Annotated in this window: 12 protein-coding genes; 6 read left to right on the top strand and 6 right to left on the bottom strand. The window is 59.1% G+C overall.

Annotation, left to right across the window (positions count from 1 at the left end):
- Positions 1-85: 85 nt before the first annotated feature.
- Positions 86-2,707 carry a DUF6543 domain-containing protein gene (locus tag LCH65_RS21185; protein ID WP_226439772.1) on the top strand — a complete coding sequence of 874 codons (2,622 nt, stop codon included), beginning with the start codon at positions 86-88 and terminating at the stop codon, positions 2,705-2,707.
- A gap of 22 nt (positions 2,708-2,729) precedes the next feature.
- Here the strand turns inward: LCH65_RS21185 and LCH65_RS21180 are convergent, their stop codons facing one another.
- The 3 genes from LCH65_RS21180 to LCH65_RS21170 all read right to left on the bottom strand — a co-directional run bounded on the left by LCH65_RS21180 (position 2,730) and on the right by LCH65_RS21170 (position 9,034).
- Positions 2,730-4,532: an acyl-CoA dehydrogenase gene (locus LCH65_RS21180; protein ID WP_054081286.1), complete on the bottom strand. Its 1,803-nt coding sequence runs from the start codon at positions 4,530-4,532 to the stop codon at positions 2,730-2,732.
- 226 nt (positions 4,533-4,758) lie between these two features.
- The gene (gene putA, locus LCH65_RS21175; protein ID WP_003432022.1) at positions 4,759-8,715 is read right to left on the bottom strand and encodes a trifunctional transcriptional regulator/proline dehydrogenase/L-glutamate gamma-semialdehyde dehydrogenase; all 3,957 of its coding nucleotides are present in this window, start codon (positions 8,713-8,715) and stop codon (positions 4,759-4,761) included.
- Between the two features lie 142 nt (positions 8,716-8,857).
- Positions 8,858-9,034 (bottom strand): hypothetical protein, encoded by a 177-nt coding sequence (locus LCH65_RS21170; RefSeq protein ID WP_157163707.1) that lies wholly within the window; start codon positions 9,032-9,034, stop codon positions 8,858-8,860.
- Positions 9,035-9,163: 129 nt separating this feature from the next.
- Between LCH65_RS21170 and putP the strand changes: the two genes are divergently transcribed.
- Positions 9,164-10,651 carry a sodium/proline symporter PutP gene (gene putP, locus LCH65_RS21165; RefSeq protein WP_226439771.1) on the top strand — a complete coding sequence of 496 codons (1,488 nt, stop codon included), beginning with the start codon at positions 9,164-9,166 and terminating at the stop codon, positions 10,649-10,651.
- An 83-nt stretch (positions 10,652-10,734) separates the two neighbouring features.
- Here the strand turns inward: putP and LCH65_RS21160 are convergent, their stop codons facing one another.
- Positions 10,735-11,406, bottom strand: a complete 672-nt coding sequence (locus LCH65_RS21160; RefSeq protein WP_003366199.1) for a polysaccharide lyase family 7 protein — start codon at positions 11,404-11,406, stop codon at positions 10,735-10,737.
- Between the two features lie 317 nt (positions 11,407-11,723).
- Between LCH65_RS21160 and LCH65_RS21155 the strand changes: the two genes are divergently transcribed.
- Genes LCH65_RS21155 through LCH65_RS21145 form a run of 3 tightly spaced genes read left to right on the top strand, consistent with a single transcriptional unit; the run spans position 11,724 to position 14,742 of the window.
- The gene (locus LCH65_RS21155) at positions 11,724-13,862 is read left to right on the top strand and encodes an EAL domain-containing protein (protein WP_044309322.1); all 2,139 of its coding nucleotides are present in this window, start codon (positions 11,724-11,726) and stop codon (positions 13,860-13,862) included.
- Positions 13,863-13,894: 32 nt separating this feature from the next.
- Positions 13,895-14,419: a M48 family metallopeptidase gene (locus LCH65_RS21150; protein ID WP_226439770.1), complete on the top strand. Its 525-nt coding sequence runs from the start codon at positions 13,895-13,897 to the stop codon at positions 14,417-14,419.
- 26 nt (positions 14,420-14,445) lie between these two features.
- Positions 14,446-14,742: a winged helix-turn-helix domain-containing protein gene (locus LCH65_RS21145; protein ID WP_044309330.1), complete on the top strand. Its 297-nt coding sequence runs from the start codon at positions 14,446-14,448 to the stop codon at positions 14,740-14,742.
- A 7-nt stretch (positions 14,743-14,749) separates the two neighbouring features.
- Here LCH65_RS21145 and LCH65_RS21140 read toward each other — a convergent pair whose 3' ends face one another.
- On the bottom strand, positions 14,750-15,208 hold the full coding sequence (locus tag LCH65_RS21140; protein ID WP_003366207.1) for a GNAT family N-acetyltransferase: 459 nt from the start codon (positions 15,206-15,208) through the stop codon (positions 14,750-14,752).
- A 294-nt stretch (positions 15,209-15,502) separates the two neighbouring features.
- Here LCH65_RS21140 and LCH65_RS21135 point away from each other — a divergent pair, with 294 nt between their 5' ends.
- Complete coding sequence (locus LCH65_RS21135; RefSeq protein ID WP_054081288.1) at positions 15,503-16,258, top strand: transporter substrate-binding domain-containing protein; 756 nt, start codon at positions 15,503-15,505, stop codon at positions 16,256-16,258.
- Here LCH65_RS21135 and yccS read toward each other — a convergent pair.
- Positions 16,221-18,419, bottom strand: coding sequence for a YccS family putative transporter (yccS, locus tag LCH65_RS21130; protein WP_032609246.1), 2,199 nt, complete (start codon positions 18,417-18,419; stop codon positions 16,221-16,223). The two genes, LCH65_RS21135 and yccS, sit on opposite strands and share 38 nt — an antisense overlap.
- Positions 18,420-18,426 lie beyond the last annotated feature (7 nt).

Below are 18,426 nucleotides of genomic sequence, written 5' to 3'. Positions count from 1 at the left end.
GTCAGGTGAGGGTGATAGATAGTTAGCGCCACCAACACGCTTATGAATGATTACGTGCATGACTTCTCTCTTACAGGAAGACGTCATGACACCTAACCCCCTGGAAACACCTAAAACCGACCAGCAACTGCTGCGTGCACGTGCGCAGCAGTTCGTTCTCGATTATCCCGATCTTTACGATCTGGCCCATACCGCCGCCAGCAGGATCATTCTTCAGCACACCCAGCGAGTGTTCGCCCCGGAGCAGGTGTATTGGCATCGTTTCAGCAGTGCCAGCAGCAGTCCGCGCACGTTTACCGGCTGGCAGCATTCCGGAACGCCGGAGCAGTCGATGACCTTTATCGAGCTGCTCATGCGGCACTTCAGCGCCCACGATCAGGAAACCAGCGACGAGCTTTCCCTGTATGGCGGTTTCTATACCGATGGCCCGGATCACGGGGTTTTCGACGAGCGCAATGAGGTGCCCATGCTCCCTCAGGACGTGCTCAAAGACATGTGGACGCTTGATTTCAGCGCGCAGTACACCCGCCGTATGGAGCGTTTCTGGAGCCTGCACAGCGAGAACTTTTGCACCCTGGTCAAGGCACGCTATCTGGTTGCCGCCAGTCACTGTCTGCGCAAGGGCCATCTTTCAGCCGACGATTTCAAGCACGTTACGTGCGTTATCACCGCAGACCCTTTGCAGACCCCTACGCTTAAGGCGTTGCAGAGCCCGCTTCCCTCAACCCCCGGTGTCACGGTACACACGCTGGATATCGATGGCATCAAGGCCCATGACATGTTGCGTATTGTCACCGCCGCTGGCCGAGAGATCATCTACTGGCCTGATGCCGAGCAGCCTTTCATGGCGTTCGACAGTGAGCGTGCGGTGTACCGCTGGCTCAAGACCCGGTTTATGGACGAGCACGCAGACAAGGCGATAACCCGCCAGTTTCTGCGTGGGGAGGCGTCGCGGACAAAGGACGGTGAGCGGTTCTTTCGTGCGGTGAGCCAGTTGCTCACGCACGATTGGCGTCCCGACGTTCGACTCGTCAATCTGGTGCAGGCGCCTATTGCGGGCGACCCCTTCGTGTATCTGCGAGACGTCGCCCGTCAGGGAATGGCCGCCGATGCGCGTGAACTGCTGACCTCCAATGCTGATCTGCGCAAGCAGATGTGGATCGGCTACCTGGGTGCGTTCATGCAGGCGTTTGGCGGGCTCGCGCCGCTGGGTTGGCCGATCGCCTTGACGCTGGTTGGCGCAAGCCTCGCCAATACCGGTTTGAACATCGATCAGGCGCTCAATGGCAAAACCGTAGCACAGCGCAAGGCGGGCGTGCTGGGCGCGATCATCAACATCATTTATCTGCTGTTCAATCTGCCTCTTTTAATGTCCATACGTGCGGTCCCCCAGCCTGTGCCGGTGGCCGCAACCGAAGGCCGGCCGGTCTCCAGCGAGGTAATTGAAGGCGGCAGCGCGCCGGCCCATGCGCTGGACAATATGGAGGGTAACCTGCTGCTCGACAGCCTTACGCCTTCAGTCGCAGAGGGCCGGTTTCGTGGCATCTACACACTGGGCAATGGCGAAACCTGGATCAAGCTTGCACAACTGCCTTATCGCGTGATGTTCAACGAATTGCAGCAGTGCTGGTTTATCGTCAACCCCGACAATCCTTTTGCGTTCGCAGGCAGCAAGCCGGTGCGCCTGAGTACCAGCGGGGAGTGGACGTTACTTGACTCGCCTGGTCTGCAGGGCGGAGCCCCGATGGATGTGCAGGTGCCGTCAAGCGGTACATCCGCCGCGACGGGCAAGCCTTATGTGACCGTGCATTCGGCGTTTTGGGACACGTACCTGCAAACGGACCTTTTCAATGAGCAACACTATGCCGAAATGGCCTTGGCCCGGCAGAAAGATGTGATGACGATTTGGGAGCCAGGCCCTGAAGATGCGGCCATGTCGGATTCTTCACCCGAAGGCGATGAGGTGTACAAGGACCCTTGGCATGGCAAACATCGGGTTTTCAAGCTTGGTGAGGACGACTACTGCGGCAGAAATATCATGCTTTATACCCAGGACGATTCTGAATTCAATCGGTTCCTGCGTACGGGCGAGAGCAATAAGGCCAATCAGGTGCGACTCATCGAACGACTGGCCGAGGACATTCAGGTGGTGGGGTACAACAATGATGTCGAGTTGTACCGAGGCGGCAGCGGTGATCGCGGGACTTCGGGTGCCGTGTTCCGTAGCGGTCAGATCAAGGTCGGTGATGTGCTGGTGAATACTGATGTCACCTCGTTCAGCGAAAATCCCTACGTGGTCAGCGCCTTCGCCAGCAGCCGGGCCGGTGCACCCGCTAACGCCATGATCGGGCCGGTAACCTTCGATGACACCTCGGTGGTCTTCGTTTTGCCCAAGGGCCGATACCTGCGGGCGACACCGATTGCGCCGTTTTCAGCCTCTCCCGAAGAGGCCGAATCGATCTTTTTGCCCGGCTGCTACTTTCAGATCGACAGCATCGAAGAGGTGAGCGGCGAGTTTTACCGCATTATGAAAATCCAGATGCAGGAGGTCGATCGCCCTCATCCGGGGCGCGTGCTTTACGACATGCGCACGGGCGAGCCCTTCAGTCGGGAGCAGTACGCGCGCAAGCTGGGTGCAGACGCCAGGGTACTGGTCGATCGTTTTTTTCCGCAAAACCCGCTGACTGACCTGTTTAGCCTTCATTGATCAAGCGTGCGCCCGGGTTTATTTAAAACCAGTCGTCGCGCATTGCCAGGCAAGTGTCATCGCGGTTTTCCAGAATGGCCAATTCATGATGGCAGCCCGGTACTTCCCACGTCAGGAAGTATCGGGCGGCTTGCAGCTTGCCTCGGTAAAAGTCGTTGTCGGCCTGATTGCCGCTAATCAAGCCTTCTTCTGCACGGATCGCCTGTTCGAGCCATCGCCAACCTACTACCGTGTGGCCGAATGCCTTGAGGTACAGCGCCGAATTTGCCAGTGTGCTGGTGATTCTGCCCTGGGCCAGATCGGTCAACAGCCCGAGGGTGACGGCCTGCACGCGTGCGACCAGTTGCTGCAGGGGCTGGCGCAATTCGTCGAGTGCTTGATGGGTCTGGGCACGTTCGCAGGTCGCCGAGATCAGGCGCAGCAGTTGCTTGAGGCCGGTGCCGCCATTCTGCGCCAGCTTGCGGCCAAGCAGGTCGAGCGACTGGATGCCGTGAGTACCTTCATGGATCGCATTGAGGCGGTTATCCCGGTAATACTGCTCGACCGGGTATTCGCGGGTGTAGCCGTGGCCGCCCAGGACTTGAATCGCCAGTTCGTTGGCCTTCAGACAGAACTCCGACGGCCACGACTTGACCACCGGGGTCAGCAGGTCCAGCAGTTCGTGCGCGTGCTTGCGATCGTCTTCGGTTTCGCCGGTCTGCGTGTCATCGAACAGTCGCGAGGCGTAGAGGCACAGGTCAAACGCGCCTTCCACGTAGGCTTTCTGGGTCAGCAGCATGCGCCGCACGTCTGCATGTTCAATGATGGATACTGGCTTGCTGTCCGGGCTTTTACTGTCCGGCAAGCGTCCTTGCGGCCGCTCGCGGGCATACTCCAGTGAGTACAGGTAGCCGGAATAACCCAGCATTGCCGCACCGAGCCCGACGCCAATACGCGCTTCGTTCATCATCTGGAACATGTAATTCAGGCCATGATGAGGTTTGCCCACCAGATAGCCGACACACTCACCGTTATCGCCAAAATTCAGCGCGGTTGAGGTAGTACCTTTCCAGCCCATCTTGTGAAACAGGCCCGCCAGCAGCACATCGTTGCGCTTGCCGAGGCTGCCGTCATCGTTGACCAGAAACTTGGGCACGATGAACAGCGAGATACCTTTGACCCCGCCCGGCGCGTCCGGCAGTTTCGCCAGGACCATGTGCACAATGTTCTCCGACAGCGAATGATCCCCGCAGGAAATGAATATCTTGTTGCCACGCAGCCGATAAGTGCCGTCGCCTGCCGGCTCGGCGCGTGTGCGGATATCTGACAGCGACGAGCCGGCATGTGGCTCGGTGAGCGCCATGGTGCCGAAGAAGCGTCCTTCGATCATCGGTTGCAGAAAACGCTGCTTCTGCTCGTCGTCGGCAAAGCTCTCGATCAGATTGGCGGCGCCCATCGTCAGAAACGGATACGACGTGGTGCCGACATTGGCCGCCTGAAAGTGGGCAAAACAGGCTTGCGACAGCAGGGTAGGCAACTGCATGCCGCCTGCGTCGAAATCGCGTGATGCATTGAGAAAGCCGGCCTCGAGAAACGCGTTTATCGCGGGCTTGACCTCAGGAATCAGGATCGCTTCGCCATTTTCATAGCGCGGCTCGTTTTCGTCAGCCTTGCGGTTGTGCGGTGCAAAGTACTTTTCTGCAATGGCGCGCGCCGTTCCCAGCGCCGCATCAAAGGTTTCACGCGAGTGCTCGGCAAAGCGCTCGCGACGCGTCAGACCTTCGGCGTCCAGCACTTCATACAGCTCGAAAGCCAGATTTCGGGAACTGAGCAGCGACTCGGACATGATGACGTACCTGTTCTTGGAATGGCTCAAGTCTAGGTCGGGTTGAGAGGGGAGGGTAGCAAGATTGATTCGGGTGATGGTCGAGCGTGTGCAGGGGGTATCGAGAGCGGACGCGGAGCGTCCAGAGCATGGGAACGGTCGGTGTCTTTCCGACACCTCTCGGTCCGCACGCTCCGGCGTGGGAATGCCGTTCTTGACGCGCTGCGTCATCTGTTACCGAGCGGCATCAGCCGATCGTCATCAGGCTCGCATTGCCACCCGCCGCCGCGGTGTTGACGCTCAATGCCCGCTCGATCACCAGACGTTCCAGCGGCACGTTGGTTTCGCCGTGGGACAGGCCGTTGACACCGACGATGGCACCACTGCGTTGTGCGATCTGCTGGCAGACGGCACGTAGCTGGTCGGAGTCGCCGTGGTGCAGAACGGCGTCGAAGTTGACGTCGTCCTTGGCCCAGTCAGGTACCAGTTTGATGCGCGCCTGAACGTCCTTCGGCAGGCGAGCGCGTAGTGACTTGCTGATGTCGTTCTCTGGCCACACGGCAGAGCTGCCGACCGCCAGTACGGCCGCCAGTTGAATCATCAGGTCGTTCTCGTCGTCAGCCAGGCAAAGCACGTGCTCACGCGGCAGGATCGCGTAGCTGTTGCGTTCGCCGGTCGGGCCAGCCAACTGGCGAGTGATGCCGCTTTGTGATTGCTCGGCGTATTGACTGCACAGGGCATCCAGATCGCTTTGCTGGTTGCTGGCAGCCCAGGCTTTCAGTGCCTGCAACGGCTTGCCGAAGACTTCACGCAGACGGGTATCCGGTGCAGACAGCGCGTCGCTGCGGACGAACGATTTCTCGATAGCATCCTGCGGGCGCGTCGACAGCAGGCGATACAGGTACAACGGGCCACCTGCTTTGGGACCGGTGCCGGACAGACCTTCGCCGCCGAATGGCTGAACACCCACCACTGCGCCGACGATGTTGCGGTTGACATAGACGTTGCCGGCATTGACGTTGTCGATGACCTTGGCAATGGTTTCGTCGATGCGGGTGTGCACGCCCAGGGTCAGGCCATAACCGGAGGCATTGATCTGATCGATCAGCAGGCCAAGCTCCTTGCGCTTGTAGCGCACCACGTGCAGCACCGGACCGAAGATTTCACGTTGCAGCTCATCGAAGCTTTCCAACTCGATCAGGGTCGGCATCACATAAGTGCCGCGCTTGAGTTCGGCGCTGTCGGCGATGGCCACCTGGTAAACCGTGCGGCCCTTGTCGCGCATGGCCTGGATGTGTTTTTCGATACCTGCCTTGGCCTCTGCGTCGATGACCGGGCCGATGTCCACGGACAGGCGCTCCGGATTACCGAGGCGGTTCTCGGCCATCGCGCCCTTGAGCATTTCAATCACGCGGTCGGCAGAGTCTTCCTGCAGGCACAGCACGCGCAGTGCCGAGCAGCGTTGACCGGCGCTGTCGAATGCCGAAGACACAACGTCGATCACCACCTGTTCGGTCAGCGCCGAAGAGTCGACAATCATTGCGTTCTGGCCACCGGTTTCGGCGATCAGCGGAATGGGGCGACCCTGCGAGTCGAGGCGACCTGCCACGTTGCGCTGCAGCAGGCGGGCGACCTCGGTCGAGCCGGTGAACATGACACCTTTGACGCGTTCGTCGCCGACCAGCCCTGCGCCTACGGTTTCGCCACGACCGGGCAGCAATTGCACCACGCCTTCCGGGATGCCCGCTTCAAGCAGCAGACGTACGGCCTGCGCGGCGATCAGTGGTGTCTGCTCGGCAGGTTTGGCCAGCACCGGGTTACCTGCGGCCAATGCAGCCGCCACCTGACCACTGAAAATCGCCAGCGGGAAGTTCCACGGGCTGATACAGACCACCGGCCCCAGCGGACGGTGACCGTCGTTGGTGAAGTCGTTGCGCGCCTGCACGGCGTAGTAACGCAGGAAGTCCACGGCTTCGCGCACTTCGGCGATGGCGTTGGCGAAGGTCTTGCCCGCTTCACGGACCAACAGGCCCATCAACGGCTGGATTTCAGCCTCCATCAAGTCAGCGGCACGCTCCAGAATCGCGGCGCGCTCGACAGGCGGGGTAGCCTGCCAGATCGGACCGGCGCTCAAGGCGCACTGGATGGCGTTATCGACATCTTGCAGGGACGCTTCCTGCACATGACCGACCACGTCACGCAGATCCGATGGATTCAACGCAGCACTCAACGTGCCTGCGCTGGCCGGACAGCCCAGCATCGGGGCGGCTTTCCAGTCGTTGTGCGCGGTAGCCAGCAGGGCCGAAGACAGCGACGCCAGACGATGCTCGTTGGCCATGTCGATGCCGCTGGAATTGGCGCGTTCGGTTCCGTAGAGGTCTCGCGGCAGCGGAATGCGTGGATGCGGCAGGCCGAAACCGCCTTCCTGGGTGGCCATGCGTTCGATCTGGCTGACCGGATCGGCGACCAGTTCCTGTATGGAGATCGAGTGGTCGGCAATCCGGTTGACAAACGACGTATTGGCGCCGTTTTCCAGCAGACGACGCACCAGATAGGCCAGCAGCGTTTCATGAGTGCCAACCGGGGCGTACACGCGGCAAGGACGATTCAGTTTGCCGTCGGCGACTTTGCCTACAACCTGTTCATACAACGGCTCGCCCATGCCGTGCAGGCACTGGAACTCGTACTGGCCGGGGTAATAATTCTGACCGGCAATCTGGTAGATGGCCGCCAGGGTATGGGCGTTGTGCGTGGCGAATTGCGGATAGATGACTTCCGGTGCCGCGAGCAGCTTGCGCGCGCAGGCGATGTAGGACACGTCGGTGTACACCTTGCGCGTGTACACCGGATAGCCTTCCAGGCCTTCGACCTGGGCGCGCTTGATCTCGCTGTCCCAGTAAGCGCCCTTGACCAGACGGATCATCAGGCGATGGCGGCTGCGGCGCGCCAGATCGATCACGTAATCGATCACATAAGGGCAGCGCTTCTGGTATGCCTGAATCACGAAACCGATACCGTTCCAGCCGGTGAGCTGTGGTTCGAAACACAGGCGCTCGAGCAGATCCAGCGACAGCTCCAGGCGATCGGCTTCTTCGGCGTCGATGTTCAGGCCGATGTCGTATTGCTTGGCCAGCAGGGTCAGCGACAGCAGGCGCGGGTACAGCTCATCCATCACCCGCTCGTACTGGGCGCGGCTATAGCGTGGATGCAGTGCCGACAGCTTGATGGAAATCCCCGGACCTTCGTAGATGCCGCGACCGTGTGAGGCTTTGCCGATGGAGTGGATGGCTTGCTCGTAGGACGCGAGGTACTTCTGCGCGTCATGTTCGGTCAGCGCCGCTTCACCCAGCATGTCGTAGGAATAGCGGAAGCCCTTGGCTTCGAAGCGGCTGGCATTGGCGAGGGCTTCACCGATGGTTTCGCCGGTGACGAACTGCTCGCCCATCAGGCGCATAGCCATGTCGACGCCCTTGCGGATCATCGGTTCGCCACTTTTGCCGATAATGCGGCTCAACGAGGACGTGAGGCCTGCCTCATTGTGAGTGGCAACCAGCCTGCCGGTGAGCAGCAGGCCCCAGGTGGCGGCGTTGACGAACAGCGATGGGCTGTTGCCCAGGTGCGGCTGCCAGTTGCCGTTGCTGATCTTGTCGCGAATCAAAGCATCGCGGGTGCCCTTGTCGGGAATACGCAGCAGTGCTTCGGCCAGGCACATCAGCGCAACGCCCTCCTGAGAGGACAGTGAAAACTCCTGCAACAGGCCTTGAACGATGCCCGCGCGACCGCCAGCGCTTTTCTGGTTACGCAGTTTTTCCGCGATCGACGCGGCCATCTTGTTGGTGGCTTCGGCAACCGGTGCGCTCAGGCGGGCCTGCTCAAGCAGCATCGGCACCACTTCCTGCTCGGGGCGGCGGTAGGCGGAGGTGATGGCCGCTCGTAATACAGACTGCGGCTGGATGCTTTCGGCAAAATCCAGAAAGCATTGCAGCCCGGCATCTTCTGCCAGCTCACCGCGGTCTTCGTTGTCCTTTGCGCCGGCGGCACTGTTGAGTTCCAACAGGGTTGCACCACTCTCGAGCTTTTCCAGGTAATTGAAAATCGCCTGCTTGATCAACCAGTGCGGCGTGCGGTCGATGGAGTGGGCTGCGGCTTTCAATCGCTCGCGGGTAGGGTCGTCAAGTTTGACGCCAAGAGTGGTGGTGGCCATGTGTTGTCCTCTTTATAGCCACGCAGAAGTGGCATCGGCTTTGGCGCAGATTAGCGTCGGGACGGGGTGAGGTGCAACCGGGTGCAACCCGATTTGGAGAATATTTTGTGATGTGCCCGGCGAGCGACTCATAAAAACAGCGCTATGCGCAATGCTGGTGCGCGATTTTTTGTAAATAGTATTTAAAACGCCCTAAAATGGCGCGTAAATGCACCTGCATCAGGTTTTTTGTAACAGGTGCAACTTGCGCGATGAAATGGGTTGCACCTTGTTTGGTTTGTTTAATAGGATTCGTTCCCGCGGTGCAACCGCCAGTCATTGATTGCCGATCCTTGCGGAGCGATCAGTCAACGCGGTGTCGGGTGCAAAAGCAGGGATGTGCCGAATATCGGTCGCTATTCCCTTTGGCATCGGGTGCCAACATAAAAACAATGCCAAGGCAGAACTCATGAGTGTCAGCAACCCTACCTTGATCACGTTCGTGATCTATATAGCGGCAATGGTATTGATCGGCCTGATGGCCTATCGCTCTACCAACAACCTTTCGGACTACATCCTCGGCGGACGCAGCCTGGGCAGCGTGGTGACCGCTCTTTCAGCGGGTGCCTCTGACATGAGCGGCTGGCTGTTGATGGGGTTGCCCGGTGCCATCTATATGTCCGGCCTGTCGGAAAGCTGGATCGCCATCGGTCTTATCATCGGCGCCTACCTGAACTGGCTGTTCGTGGCCGGCCGTCTGCGTGTGCAGACAGAGCACAATGGCGACGCACTGACCCTGCCGGATTACTTCAGCAGCCGTTTCGAAGACAACAGTGGCCTGCTGCGCATCATCTCGGCCATCGTGATTCTGGTGTTTTTCACCATCTATTGCGCCTCGGGCATCGTTGCGGGGGCGCGTCTGTTTGAAAGCACCTTCGGCATGTCCTACGAAACCGCCTTGTGGGCCGGTGCTGCGGCGACCATTGCTTACACTTTCGTCGGTGGTTTCCTCGCAGTGAGCTGGACAGACACCGTGCAGGCCACGCTGATGATTTTCGCGCTTATCCTCACGCCGATCATCGTCCTGCTGGCAACGGGCGGCGTCGACACCACCTTTCTGGCGATTGAAGCGAAAGATCCGACCAGCTTCGACATGTTCAAGAACACGACTTTCATCGGCATCATTTCCCTGCTCGGCTGGGGCTTGGGTTATTTCGGTCAGCCACACATCCTGGCGCGCTTCATGGCGGCCGACTCGGTCAAGTCGATTGCCAGCGCCCGACGCATCTCCATGGCCTGGATGATCCTGTGCCTGGGCGGCACCGTGGCGGTCGGGTTCTTCGGCATTGCCTATTTCTCGGCGCATCCGGATGTTGCCGGGCCGGTGACTGAAAACCCGGAGCGGGTATTCATCGAGCTGGCCAAGCTGCTGTTCAACCCCTGGATTGCCGGCGTGCTGCTATCGGCCATTCTGGCTGCGGTCATGAGTACGCTGAGCTGCCAGTTGCTGGTGTGCTCCAGTGCGTTGACCGAGGACTTCTACAAGGCTTATCTGCGCAAGGGTGCTTCGCAGATCGAGCTGGTCTGGGTCGGTCGGGCAATGGTGCTGCTGATCGCGATCATTGCCATTCTGCTGGCGGCCAATCCTGAAAACCGCGTGCTGGGCCTGGTGAGTTACGCCTGGGCCGGTTTCGGCGCAGCCTTCGGCCCTGTGGTGCTGATTTCGGTGCTGTGGAAGGGCATGACTCGTAACGGCGCACTTGCCGGAGTCATTGTTGGTGCGGCCACCGTGGTGCTCTGGAAGCAATTCAGTACGATGGGGCTGTATGAGATCATCCCCGGGTTCATCTTCGCCAGCCTCGCCATCGTGGTGTTCAGCCTGATCGGCAAGCCTGCTTCTGCGTCCATGCAGACCCGTTTCCTGGCAGCCGAGCAGGACTTCAAAGCCAACCACTGACAGTGTCTGACTGAAACAGAAACGGCCCGTTCTTCTTCGTGAAGCGCGGGCCGTTTTGTATGTGGGTTTAAGGCGCGTGCCGCTCAGCTCTGGTTGTGATCGATATCCAGGTTGTAGAACGTCGCCTTGCCGCCCTCCGAGGTGTACCCGGTATTGTCCTGGGTATACACCCCCGCCTTGAAGTACAGAGGCTTGTCCCGCCAGGTCTCACTGATGCGCGTGCTCCAGTCCTGATCCTTGGCGCTGACCGACAGTTTGCCGCCCTTGCTCAGGTGAATGACGTAATTGAATGTCTCATTCAGCTTCACACCTTCTACGATGGTGTAAACCTTGCTTTCATCGTCGTCATAGCGATTGCGGACTTTTGCAACGATATCGCCAGTTTTGGTGTCTTCCTTGTATTGAAACTCGACTTTCAGGAGCGGCTCCGTGCTCTCGTATGCGTGTATTTGTCCGATGACAACCTTGCCAGTGGAAGGTACTTGGTCGACTTCCAGTTTGGCATTCAGATAGTTGTCGGCATCCGGGTATACCCAATTATGCAACGAGCCATCGGACCACGTTTCTCGAAGTTCGCTGCGGGCATATTTTGCGTTCTCGGTTTTACTTCCGGTGACGGGCGACCAGAACACAATGGAGTCGGTTTTTGATTTGAAATATTTACCGTCATAGCCTTTTACTAACTGAGCGGTTTCGATGGTCTTGGGGGGCGACCCCACAGGGATGCTGAGATTCCACGATCCAAGATCTACCATTTTGTCTCCGTCCGTAAATGTCTTTATATCGCTCATAGAAAAAGCCTCTGGCGCGAGACTTCAGGCGGGTTTTATACGGCTCGTAGGACAATTTGTTAATAAAAAAATGTCGAACGGATGGCGTCAAAGTGCTGTCACTTCTTCTGCAGGGCAGAGTCTGTAAGGGGTGTAGCGAATGACCGTTAGTCGGGTAGATCGAACTTTGACAGTAGGGAACAGGCGCCTTGCTTCTGCTTTTGGCGAGACGAGGCTAGAGTTATTCCAAAGTATGACGGTCGTCCTGAGTCTCAGGCGTCATGCCCACATAGAGAAGCAGCATGGAACGCGTGCCAACCCAGCCAGATGATGGCTCTTCAGTTTTACTCGTTGTAGACGATTACCCGGAAAATCTGGTGACGATGTGTGCTGTTCTGCAAAGAACGGACTGGCACATTGTGACTGCAAGTTCCGGAATCGAAGCATTGACCGTATTGCTCGAGCAGGAAGTCGACCTGGTTTTGCTGGATGTGCAAATGCCGGGCATGGACGGCTTCGAGGTCGCGCGACTGATGCGCGGCAGTCAGCGTACCCGCCTTACGCCGATTATTTTTCTCACCGCCAATGAGCAGACTCAGGATGCGGTGCAGAAGGGTTATGCGAATGGTGCGACGGATTATCTGTTCAAACCGTTCGACCCGAATGTGCTCAAGCCCAAGGTACAGACTTTGCTTGAACAGCAGCGCAATCGCCGTGCGCTGCAACAGCTGTCGCTGGAGCTGGAATCGGCTCGTGCGTTCAATGCATCGGTGCTGGCCAATGTCGCCGAAGGCATTCTGGTCGTTGACGAAGCAGGCACCATCAGCTTTGCCAATCCGGCCATCTGTCAGTTGTTGAACACCTCCGTCGATCACCTTCGCGGCACTCAGGTGCTGGACTACATCATCGAGCCGAAGGAGGGGCACTGGCTGGACTCGGGCTTTTATCAGCACTATCGCAAGTCCGATACCTATCGGGTGCATGACGCCATTCTGCGCACTGCGCAAGGCACACAACTGCCCGTGGCGTTGTCCTGCGCGGCGCTGCCTGCCGAACAGAAGGCAATGGTACTGACGGTTCTCGATATGTCGGTGGTCCGTGATCTTTATCAGCAGCTTGAAAAACAGGCCGTCACCGATGCGTTGACTGGCCTGCTCAATCGCCGCGGGCTTTATCAGGCAGTTGAAAGCATGCTGTTGCGTAACGAGCGGGCTGATAAATACCTGGTCGTGCTGTTCATGGATCTGGATGGCTTCAAGCAGATCAATGATGCGCTTGGCCATGAAGCAGGGGATCAGGTACTGCTCTGGGTCGCCGAGCAGTTCAAGGACAGCATGCGCCCCTATGATGTGCTGGCGCGCATCGGCGGCGACGAATTCACTGTGGTGATCGACGGGCTCGATTACCCCGAGCAGGCGGCCAAGATCGCCGAAAAGCTCATCGAGCGGGTATCCGGAAGACGTCAGGTCGACGGTGTCGAGATCACGCTGGGTGCCAGTGTCGGCATTGCAACCTTCCCGGACTGCGGCTCGAATCTGGACGGTCTGCTGCGCGCGGCAGATATTGCCATGTACGAGGCCAAGCGTGCCGGGCGGCAGCAATACCGGTTCTATGATCAGAACATGAACGGGCGCGCCCGCTCGCGACTGATGCTTGAGGAAAGCGTGCGCACGGCCATCGATGGCCGGGATTTTTCAGTGGTTTACCAGCCTCAGATTCACATGGCGGATGGTCGCCTGCGTGGTTTCGAGGCCTTGCTGCGCTGGCAGCATCCTGCGGTCGGAGAGGTCCCGCCTGCGCTGTTCATTCCGCTGCTGGAAGAGACCAGGCTGATCAATCGGCTCGGCGGCTGGATCTTTGATCAGGGCGCCGAGCAGCGTCAGGCATGGAGCCGTATCTTTGCGCCCGACATGGTACTGAGTGTCTGCGTCAGCCCCACGCAATTCTGTCTGCCCAATCTGGCTTCGGAATTGAAGCGCGCCATGGATCGCTTCGAGTTGAAACCGGGGCAGATCGAAGTGGAAATCACTGAAACCGCTCTGGTGAATAACCTCACGCACAGCCATAAACAGCTGAAGTTGTTGCATGACGTCGGTGTGCGCATTGCGCTCGACGACTTTGGTACGGGCGAATGCTCGCTGTCGCATCTGCGCAATCTTCAGCTCGACACTTTGAAGCTGGACAGGCGTTTTGTGGCCAGCATCGCAGGATCAAAGCGCGAAGCGGCAATGGCCAGCAGTATCATCGACCTGAGCCGCAACCTCGATATGCTGGTCATCGCCGAAGGCGTCGAGACGGCTGAGCAATATCAATGGCTGGCCGACAACGGTTGTCAGGTCATTCAGGGCTTTTTGATCGCTCACCCGATGGTCCCGGAAGAGGCGTTGCGCTTTCCCGGGCACTTTGATGTGGCAGGCTTGAGGCAGAAGAGATTGTTGTAGAATGGCGTTTTTCGATCTCATGCAAAGGCCCCATGACTGCATCCAGCCATGTTCCGCTCAAATACCTGCAGGCCTATCCGCAGGCCCTGCAGGACCAGGTGCAGCAGTTGATTGCCGACGATCGCCTGGCGGATTACCTGCAACAGCGCTACCCCGCGCGGCATCAGATTCAGAGCGACAAGGCCCTCTACGCCTATGCGCTGGCGCTCAAGCAGGATCACCTGCGCAATGCGCCAGCCATCAAGAGGGTTCTGTTCGATAATCGCCTTGACCTGACTCATCGCGCACTGGGCCTGCATACCAAGATATCCAGAGTGCAGGGTGGCAAGCTCAAGGCCAGCAACGAGATTCGCGTAGCAGCGCTGTTCAAGGAAGCGCCGCCGGAGTTTCTGAAAATGATCGTGGTGCACGAGCTGGCCCACTTTCGTGAGTCGGACCATAACAAGGCGTTCTACCAGTTGTGCGAGCACATGTTGCCTGGTTATCACCAGCTGGAGTTCGATTTGCGCGTGTACCTGACGTACCGCGATCTGCAGGCCGCACATGCGCCATGCTGAACCAGGCACTGAAAAAGGATTCGACGATGCAGGTCAGCAAGACCAAAAGCAGTTTCTATCGCCGCCTGTACGTGGCGTATCTGATCGATTCTCGGATCGCCAGCAGTGTCCCTGAGCTGATGACGGCAACCGGCATGCCTCGTCGTACCGCTCAGGACACCATCAGTGCGCTTGCCGATCTGGACATTGTGTGCGACTTCGAGCAGCTCGAAGGTGGCCGCAATCACGCCGGCAGCTACCGGATCCGTGACTGGGGCGCCGTTGACAAGGGCTGGATTGCCGACAATCTGCCACGCATCAAGGCTGTGCTGGAGTATCCCTGAGCGGTTTTCAGTCCAGATCGCGACGCATGCCGATATGCGGGATGTCGTCTTCCAGGTAGATCTCGCCCACTGGATTGAAGCCATAGCGGCTGTAATAGCCCTGCAAATGGGCCTGGGCCGATAGGTAGATGGGCTGGTCGGGCCATTTGCGTTCGGCGTTTTCTAGGGCCTGCTCCATCAGTTCATGGCCGATACCCCGACTGCGAATCGACGGCGCAGTCACCACCCGGCCGATGGTCACGTCGCCGCCTTGCTGGATGGGGTCGAGCAAACGCAGGTAGGCGACCAGCTTGTCTTCCTGCCAGGCCATCAGGTGGCAGGTGTCGCCCGTCAGGTCCTGTCCGTCGACGTCCAGATACACGCATTGCTGCTCGACCACAAACACCTCGGCACGCAGTTGCAGCACGGCATAGAGCTGCTGGATGCTCAGCTCGGTGTGATGTTTGCAGATCCATTTGATAGACATGTTGCAGACTCGCAGGGAAACCAGAAGCGAAGTCTAAACGTATCCGGCGACATTCCCAATAAACGCCGTCAACGATATGAATGCTACGTCGGGTGAGCATGTTGCTCCCCCGGCTTGTCTACTGCCTGCTTCAGGTCTTCAATTAAAAACGGCAGGTGCTCTAGGCTCTGTACGAAAAGTGGAACAGGCTCGCCTGACCTACGCTCGCCGACTTTTCGTACAGAGCCTAACGCGCGAGCGTTTTCCTGCCGATAGGATTAAATCGGGCACGCCGCCCCTTTCAGGAACCTGAGCATGTCGCAGTTGCTTCGAGCGGTGGGGTTGCTGGTCTTCATGCTGATGGCGCCCGCCAATGCAGCTGAAAAGTTGCGTCTTGTCGCTGACCCCTGGCCGCCTTTTACCGACGCGCTGCTGCTCAACGGCGGGTTGGCAACCGACATCGTCAATACGGCGCTGCGCCGTGCCGGGTACACCACACTGTATGAGCAAGTGCCCTGGGCGCGGGCGATGCTCGGCTTGAGCCAGGGGCGTCATGACGTGCTGATCAATGCCTGGTTCAGCGAGGAGCGCACGAAAATTGGCCAGTTTTCTGCGGAGTACCTGCTCAATCGGGTGCGTTTCATCAAGCGCAAGGAGTCGCCCATTGACACCCTGACCCATGAGCAATTGCACAAGTACATGATCGCGGTGGTGCGCGGTTACGCTTATGCCCCTGCGTTTGACGACGACACCGAGTTGCAGAAAGTCCCTGTGCAAAACTTCTCCACCGCCATACGCATGCTTGCTGCCGAGCGTGTCGACCTGACCCTGGAAGACGAATACGTCGCTCGCTACAACCTGGCGATGGAACCGGACGAGGTGCGTGACCGGGTCGAGTTTCTACCGGGTTCGTTAAGCGATAACAGCCTGCATATTCTGGTCAGTCTGAAAAATCCGCATCACGAAAAGATCGTCGCTGACTTCGATCGCGAAATTGCCGCCATGAAAGCGGACGGCACCTACGATGAATTGCTCAGACTGCATGGGTTGCAGCAGTCTCCGGAGCTTTGATCAGGTGCGCGGCGAGGGTGCGCAGCGGTGCCAGTTGGCGGCAGATCAGTGCCAGTTGGGCCTGCACCAGCCGCTGGCTCTCGTCCATGTCCTCGGGCAGTTGCTCCAGTTGCGCGGCCAGCCCTTCCTCGACATCGCTCTGTACCGCAACCGGCCTCTTCTCGGCCAGCCCTGCGGCGATTTCGTCGATGCTGGCGGCCAGCGTGGCGCCGACGTTATCGATCAGGTGTTCGCGGACATCGCTCGGCAACTGCGTATCACGGTGCGCGCCGAGACCTGAAAGGTAGCTCAGCAGCGTGTGCGACAGCACCAGAAAGCGGAAGCCGACGTCGGCCTCCTTGCGGAAGTGGCCGGGCTCCATGAGCATGTTCGCCAGCGTGGTCGACAGCGCCGCGTCGGCGTTGTGGGCATTGCGCCGCGCCAGTCGGTAGGCCAGGTCGTCACTCTTGCCCTTGGCATACTGTTGCATGATCTGCCGCAGGTAGATGCTGTTGCAGGTCAGGGTATTGGCCAGCACCTTGTTCAGGCGCCGCCCCTGCCAGTCCGGCAGAAACAGGAACACTGCGAGGCCGGCGATAAGGCTGCCCAGCAGGGTATCGAACAGCCGGGGCAGGAACAGGCCGTAACCGTCGCCGACCTGATTGAAGCAGAACAGCACCATCACTGTGATGGCGGCGGTCGACAGGGTGTAGCGCGTGGTCCGGTTGACGAAGAACACCACCCCGGCCAGCACCGCGCACATCGATTGCAGAATCGGACTGGTAACCAGATCGAACAGCACCCAGCCGACAGTCAGGCCAATCGCGGTGCCAATGATCCGCTGGCCGAGCTTGAGCCGGGTGGCGCCGTAGCTGGGCTGGCAGACGAACACCGTGGTGAGGATGATCCAGTAGCCCTGTGACGGGTGAATCAGGTGCACCATCGCGTAACCGATGGTTAATGCCAGCGGCAGGCGCAGGGCGTGACGAAACAGCAGCGAGGTCGGGGTCATCTGCAGGCGCAGGCGTGTCCAGACATCCTTGAGGTTGCGCGGCGAGCGGTCCAGCAGGCTGCTGTCGGTGGCATCGGCTACGGCGTCCGGGTTGCTGGCGTCGCTGATCAGACGATCCAGGGTGCCGAGGTTGGCAGCCAGCGCGCGCAGCGAACGCAGCAGGCCGCGCCAGGCAGGGTTGCTCTGGATGCGCAGATGCTCAAGGGATGCGTGCAGGTCTTCCATGGCTTCGGCGAAGCTGGGGTCATACACGAACGGCTGCCGCAGCTGGATGGATTCTGACAGCGCCTGGCAGGCAACGCCCTGTTGGCGCAGCAGGCGCTGACAGCGGAACAGCACGTCGCTGTGGAAAAACGCATCGGCCAGTGAGTTGTAGGGGTAATGCGACGAGCTGGCGCGCTCGTGGATGTCCTGAGCGATGAAGTACAGCTTCAGGTAGCGGCTGACTTTGGAGCCGGGCCGGCCGCTGCCGACGCGGTGCAGGATGATTTCCTTGGTGGAGTTCAGCGCAGCGACCACTTTGCCGTTCTGCTGCGCCAGTTCCAGGCGACGTGCCTCCACGTTGAGCGTGCGAATCGGTTCAAACAGGGTCGACTTGAGTTTCAGGTACTGGCCCAGCTCACGAAACAGTCGCGCCAGCGCCTGTTGCACCGGCTGGTTGGAAAACAGCATCTGCCACAGCACTGACAGCAGTCCGTACCAGGCCGCGCCCGCCACCAGCAGCATCGGTTCATGCCAGAAGTCCAGCACTTCACCGCCACGTTGATCGACGCCGATCATGGTGTAGACCGAAAGGATCAACGTGCCGTAGGCGATTGCGCCATACCGCTCACCCAGCGCGCCCAGCATGGTCAGGCAGAAGCTGGCCAGCGCCAGCGAGCAGACAAACAGGATGGGGTAGGGGAAGAGCAATTCGACGGCGAGGGCGGCGATGCTGAAACACACCAGTGTCACGGCCAGGGCATTGAGTCGGCCCTGCCAGCTGTCGTCAGTCTCGGCCAGGGCGCAGGCAATAATCCCCAGAAACAGCGGGATCAGTAATGCCATTTCGTTTTGATACCAGCACAGCGCCATGCTGCCGGTCAGTGCGATAAAGACTCGAACGCTATAGCTGAATTTATCCAGCGCCCACAATCGACGGAATGTATGACGGAGAGATTTCGATGCCATGGGTTAG

The organism is Pseudomonas sp. MWU16-30316 (assembly GCF_020515645.1).
GTDB classification, from domain to species: Bacteria; Pseudomonadota; Gammaproteobacteria; order Pseudomonadales; family Pseudomonadaceae; genus Aquipseudomonas; species Aquipseudomonas cerasi.
Note: the sequence above shows the minus strand (reverse complement) of the source record. Positions and strands in the feature narration are given on the sequence as shown.